Origin of the sequence: Streptomyces alkaliphilus (assembly GCF_014141535.1) — a bacterium.
Lineage (GTDB): Bacteria > Actinomycetota > Actinomycetes > Streptomycetales > Streptomycetaceae > Streptomyces > Streptomyces alkaliphilus.
In genome coordinates this window covers 1-4,367 of record NZ_VKHT01000412.1, presented here as the reverse complement: position 1 = coordinate 4,367, position 4,367 = coordinate 1, and the positions used below count along the sequence as shown (strand labels likewise).

Genomic DNA, 4,367 nt, shown 5'->3' with positions numbered 1-4,367 from the left:
ACCCGTCCGGGGCGCGCGGCCCTCCCCGCGCGCCCCGATACCGCTCCCGGTCCCGATGCGCGGGACACCGTGAGCCCATGGCGACCTCCCCGGAGGAAACCTCCCGGTGAGGGCGGGGGCGGCCCGGCGACCGTCGCGCCGTTCCGCCCGGTGTCCCGTGGCGTGGTCTCGGTCATCCACCGAGCGCGAGCTCACATCGAGCGAACGCGAGGTCCCATGGTGTTTCCGCGTTCGCCGGGATGACCTCCGACCGACCGTGGCCGGTGTGCGTCCCCCGGCCCCCGGCCCTTCGGAGAACATCATGGCCACCGCTCCCCTCACCCCGAGGTCCTCACCGGCTCCGGGCGTCGGATGCCCCCGGGACACCGCGAGCCGGACGCCGGCCTTCACCGACGGCGGATCATCGGGTGGGGCCACCGGCCGGTGAGGGACGGACGACATCGACGACAAGGGTCCGTGGTCCCCGGGTGGGCCGGAGGCCTCCCCGTGACGGCGTCACCACGTCTCGGTGGGGAGGCACCGGGGGTGCCGGCGGCGAACGCGGGTGTCATGCCCGGTCGAATCGGTGCCGTGAGGCGAGGATGTCGTCCAGGTGGCGGCGACTCCACCGGCAGAAGCCGTTGATCGTGTGGTGCAGTTCCCGGCCGGCGGGGGTGAGTCGGTATTCGGTACGTGGCGGCACGGTGGGATGGAACGTCCGATCCACCACTCCGTTGCGCTCCAACTGTCGCAGGGTGGCGGTGAGCAACCGATGGCTGATGCCGGTGACCCGCCGATGCAGTTCACCGAAGCGGCACGTGTCCGTGCCGAGGGCCTCGATGACCGGTACCGCCCACTTGGTGCCGACCACATCGAACACCTCGCGAGCCACCAGGTGCGCCCGCGCCACGTGTGACGCCGCCGACGTGTCGGGGGATGGCTCCTCCACCCGCCGTTCCTCCTTCGCGCCTCTTACCGAAAAGTGCGTACTTACCCCACCCGTGGCCATCGCCTTACGGTCTGGTCGGCAGTCTCAACGTACAGGAGTGGACATGACCGTCCTGAAGACCTACGCCCGCCTCTGGGTGGACGACCTCGACGCCTCCCTGCCGTCGCTGCGGACCCTGGTCGGCGGGGAGCCGGATCTGCGGTTCGCGTTCGACGCGATCGAGTTGGCCGCGATCGGCGACTTTCTGGTGATCGCCGGTCCGCCCCGGGAGCGGGCCCGTTACGGGCACGCCTCCGCCACGGTGATCGTCGATGACCTGGACGCGGTCGTCGCGGGGTTGACCACCGCCGGCGGCGAGATCACCACTCCGGAGGCGACCGGCCCCACCGGCCGCTACCTGTACGTCCGGCACGCCGGGGGGGCCGAGGTCGAGTACGTCGAGTGGGTACCGGAGTTGGTTGACCGGATCATCGATCCCGGGACTCCCCCGGGGCGTTGAGGCCGGACGTCCGCGCTCTCCCGGGCGGGCCGGCTCTCCCGGGCGGTGGGTCCTCGGCCGTCCGGGCGTGCAGGTGCATGTCGTGCCACCCGTCGGTGTGCAGCAGGGCCCGACGGCGGACGCCCTCCAGGAGGTAGCCGGCCGCCGCGGCCACCCGGCAGGAGGCGGGGTTGGCGGTCGAGTGGCCCAGCTCCAGCCGGTGGAAGCCGGCCTCGCCGAGGGCCCATGCCGTGACCTCGCGCACCGCTCGGCGGGCCACTCCCGTTCCCCGGGCGTCGGGGGCGGTCCAGTAGGCGATCTCGGCCTGGCCCCCCATGGGAATGACGCCCTGGAGCGCGACCCGGCCGACCACCGTCCCCCCGTCCCCGGTCGGTGCGGCCGGGGTGTCGGTGACCACGGCCCAGTGGGCGCTCCGCTCGGCCCGCCACGCCCGGCGCCATTCGGTGATCCACCGCCGTGCCTCCTCCTCGGAGTCGGCCCGGCGCAGGTGCCACCGCTGGATGGCCGGATCGCGGAAGATCTCCACGAGGGCGGGGGCGTCGCCCGGTGACCAGGGGCGCAGCAGCAGTCCGCCGTCGGCCCGCAGGCGCGGTTGGGGTGAGCCGGAGAGCCGGCCCGGTGTCAGGACGGGGGCGACGAGGTGCGGCATGGTCGCCATCCTTCCGGAACCGGGTCCGACCGGCCGGCCGAAGCGTCCGTCCCGCCCGCGGGCTCCCGATCCCGCCCCGCCCCGCCGGGGCGCGACCGCACGGCGAAGGGGGCGGTACCGGACGTGGTGGGTCCGGTACCGCCCCCGGGGGCCGCCTCGCCCGGTGGTCGACCGGGTGGGCCGGGGCCCGTGCCGACGACCCGCCGCGACGGGCCGTGGCGATCAACCGATCAGCGGATGACCGTGATCCGGTCGGCCGCCGGGGCGGTCAGCGGGTTCTCCGGCGAGGAGATGGTGCCCAGGTGGTCGATCAGGGCGTCCAGGTCGAGGCCGCCGTAGACGACGTCGGTGCCCTCGGCGAGGGTCGGGAACCCGTCACCGCCGCCGGCGAGGAAGGAGTTGACCGCGACCCGGTAGGTCGCGGAGGGATCCACCGGCTCGCCGTCGACGGTCACCGAATCGGCGACGATCCGCTCGGCGCCCTCGCGGGTGAGGTCGAGGGTGTAGGAGAACCCCTCGGAGGGCTGGAGGATCTTGTTCGCGGTCAGGTTCGGGCCGCTGACCTGCTCGCGCAGCACCCGCACCAGCTGCTCGCCGGTCAGGTCCAGCAACACCACGTAGTTGGAGAACGGCTGGACCGCGAAGCCCTCGCCGTAGGTGACCACGCCGTCGCCCTCGTCCCCGGACGCCGCGTACACCAGGTCGGTGCGGATGCCGCCCGGGTTCATCAGGGCGATGGCCGCGCGCGGGTCCACCTCACGGGCGTGCGCCAGTTGGGCGTCGGCGATCAGGTTGCCCAGCGGGGACTCGGGGATGTCGCGGTCCTGGGTGATGTCCTCGGCGATCCAGCCGATCGGACGGCCCGCCACGGCCCCGGCCAGGTCGCGCCAGTAGTCCAGCAGCGCGGTCAGGTCGGAGGCGCGCTCGCGCTCGCGGTGCACGACCCGGTTGGTGCCCTCGACCGAGGCCCGGACGATGTCCTTGTGCTTGCGGTCGTACTCCATGGTCAGCTCGGTGAAGAGCACGCCGTTGGACTGGGCGGAGGTGACCAGCCGGTCGTTGCCCGCCGGGTCGGGGATGGTGCACACGTACGGCCGGTGGGTGTGGCCGGTGATCAGCACGTCCACCGCCGGGTGGGTGTTCTCCGCGATCTCCACGATCGGGCCGGAGAGTCCGCCGCCCGCGTCGCAGTCGTGGTTGTAGGCGGGGGAGGGGGCGTGACCACCCTCGTGGATGAGGGCGATGACGGCGTTGACGCCCTTGCGCTTCAGCTCCCGGGTGTACCGGTTGATCGTCTCGGCCTCGTCGAGGAATTCGAGGCCCTCGATGCCCGCCCGGGTGACGATGTCCGCGGTGCCCTCGAGGGTGACGCCGATGAAGCCGACCTTGGCGCCCTTCATGTTCCGCACGGTGTAGGGCGGCAGGATGGGCACACCGGTGTCCTCGTGCACGACGTTCGCGGCGAGGAAGGGGAAGTCGGCGCCCTCGAACTCGCGGCCCTCGTCGTAGCAGCCGTCGACCGGGTGGCAGCCGCCCTCCTGAAGGCGGATCAGCTCCTCCCAGCCGGAGTCGAACTCGTGGTTGCCGACGCCGACGACGTCCATCTCCAGCAGGTTGAGCGCCTCGATGGTGGGCTCGTCGTTGAAGAGCGCGGAGAGCAGCGGGGTGGCGCCGACCATGTCACCGGCGGCGACGGTCACCGAGCGGTCGTGTCCCTCGCGGGCCTCGCGCAGGGCGGTGGCCAGGTACTCCACGCCGCCGGCCTCGATGGTCTCGTGTTCCCCGTGGTCGTGCTCCCGGGTGGCCAGGCCGCCGGAGCCGGTGGGGGGTTCCAGGGCGCCGTGGAAGTCGTTGAGGGCCAGCACCTGGAGTTCGACGGTGGGACCGGGCTTGGCGGGCTTCTCCGGCTTGCCCTTACCCGGGCCGCCGGCGACCGCCTGGGCGGCCGGCAGGGAGAGGGCGAGGGCGCCGGCGAGGCCCACCGCGAGGGCCGCGGTGGTGCGGCGCCGGCGCCGGGGCGTGGGGGATGCTCCTGACATGGGGGACAAGTCCCTTCCGATGGGGCGTGTTTGGGAGCCGAATCGGGCGAAGCCTAGCGCTACGCGCGTAGCATGTCAGGGGGGATCGCGTAACGAGCGGGTTGCCGAAACGCGTCGGTCCGCCCGTAGAGTGCCGACATGAGCGATGTCGTGGTTCTGGAGGACCTGTCGGCGGAGGACATCCGGGAGGCGGGGCGGTTGGCCGACGCCGCCCTCGCGGCGGACGGGCGGTCACCCCTGTCGGAGCAGAGC

The 4,367-nt window shown here is 72.9% G+C and carries 4 protein-coding genes; 1 reads left to right on the top strand and 3 read right to left on the bottom strand.

Features of this window, described 5'->3' with window-relative positions; translation table 11 throughout:
- Nucleotides 1–547: 547 nt before the first annotated feature.
- Nucleotides 548–928, bottom strand: a complete 381-nt coding sequence (locus FNQ90_RS14025) for a winged helix-turn-helix transcriptional regulator (protein ID WP_323379956.1) — start codon at nt 926–928, stop codon at nt 548–550.
- A 103-nt stretch (nt 929–1,031) separates the two neighbouring features.
- Here FNQ90_RS14025 and FNQ90_RS14020 point away from each other — a divergent pair, with 103 nt between their 5' ends.
- On the top strand, nt 1,032–1,427 hold the full coding sequence (locus tag FNQ90_RS14020; RefSeq protein WP_182606690.1) for a VOC family protein: 396 nt from the start codon (nt 1,032–1,034) through the stop codon (nt 1,425–1,427).
- Here the strand turns inward: FNQ90_RS14020 and FNQ90_RS14015 are convergent.
- Together FNQ90_RS14015 and FNQ90_RS14010 are read right to left on the bottom strand one after the other, a co-directional pair.
- Nucleotides 1,396–2,076: a GNAT family N-acetyltransferase gene (locus FNQ90_RS14015; RefSeq protein ID WP_182606689.1), complete on the bottom strand. Its 681-nt coding sequence runs from the start codon at nt 2,074–2,076 to the stop codon at nt 1,396–1,398. The two genes, FNQ90_RS14020 and FNQ90_RS14015, sit on opposite strands and share 32 nt — an antisense overlap.
- Before the next feature lie 230 nt (nt 2,077–2,306).
- The gene (locus FNQ90_RS14010) at nt 2,307–4,115 is read right to left on the bottom strand and encodes a bifunctional metallophosphatase/5'-nucleotidase (protein WP_182606688.1); all 1,809 of its coding nucleotides are present in this window, start codon (nt 4,113–4,115) and stop codon (nt 2,307–2,309) included.
- Nucleotides 4,116–4,367: the final 252 nt, after the last annotated feature.

Excerpts from the sequence above, each read along its gene's own strand:
- FNQ90_RS14020 (WP_182606690.1), top strand. The coding sequence starts at position 1,032 with ATGACCGTCCTGAAGACCTACGCCCGCCTCTGGGTGGACGACCTCGAC.
- FNQ90_RS14015 (WP_182606689.1), bottom strand. The coding sequence starts at position 2,076 with ATGCCGCACCTCGTCGCCCCCGTCCTGACACCGGGCCGGCTCTCCGGC.
- FNQ90_RS14010 (WP_182606688.1), bottom strand. The coding sequence starts at position 4,115 with ATGTCAGGAGCATCCCCCACGCCCCGGCGCCGGCGCCGCACCACCGCG.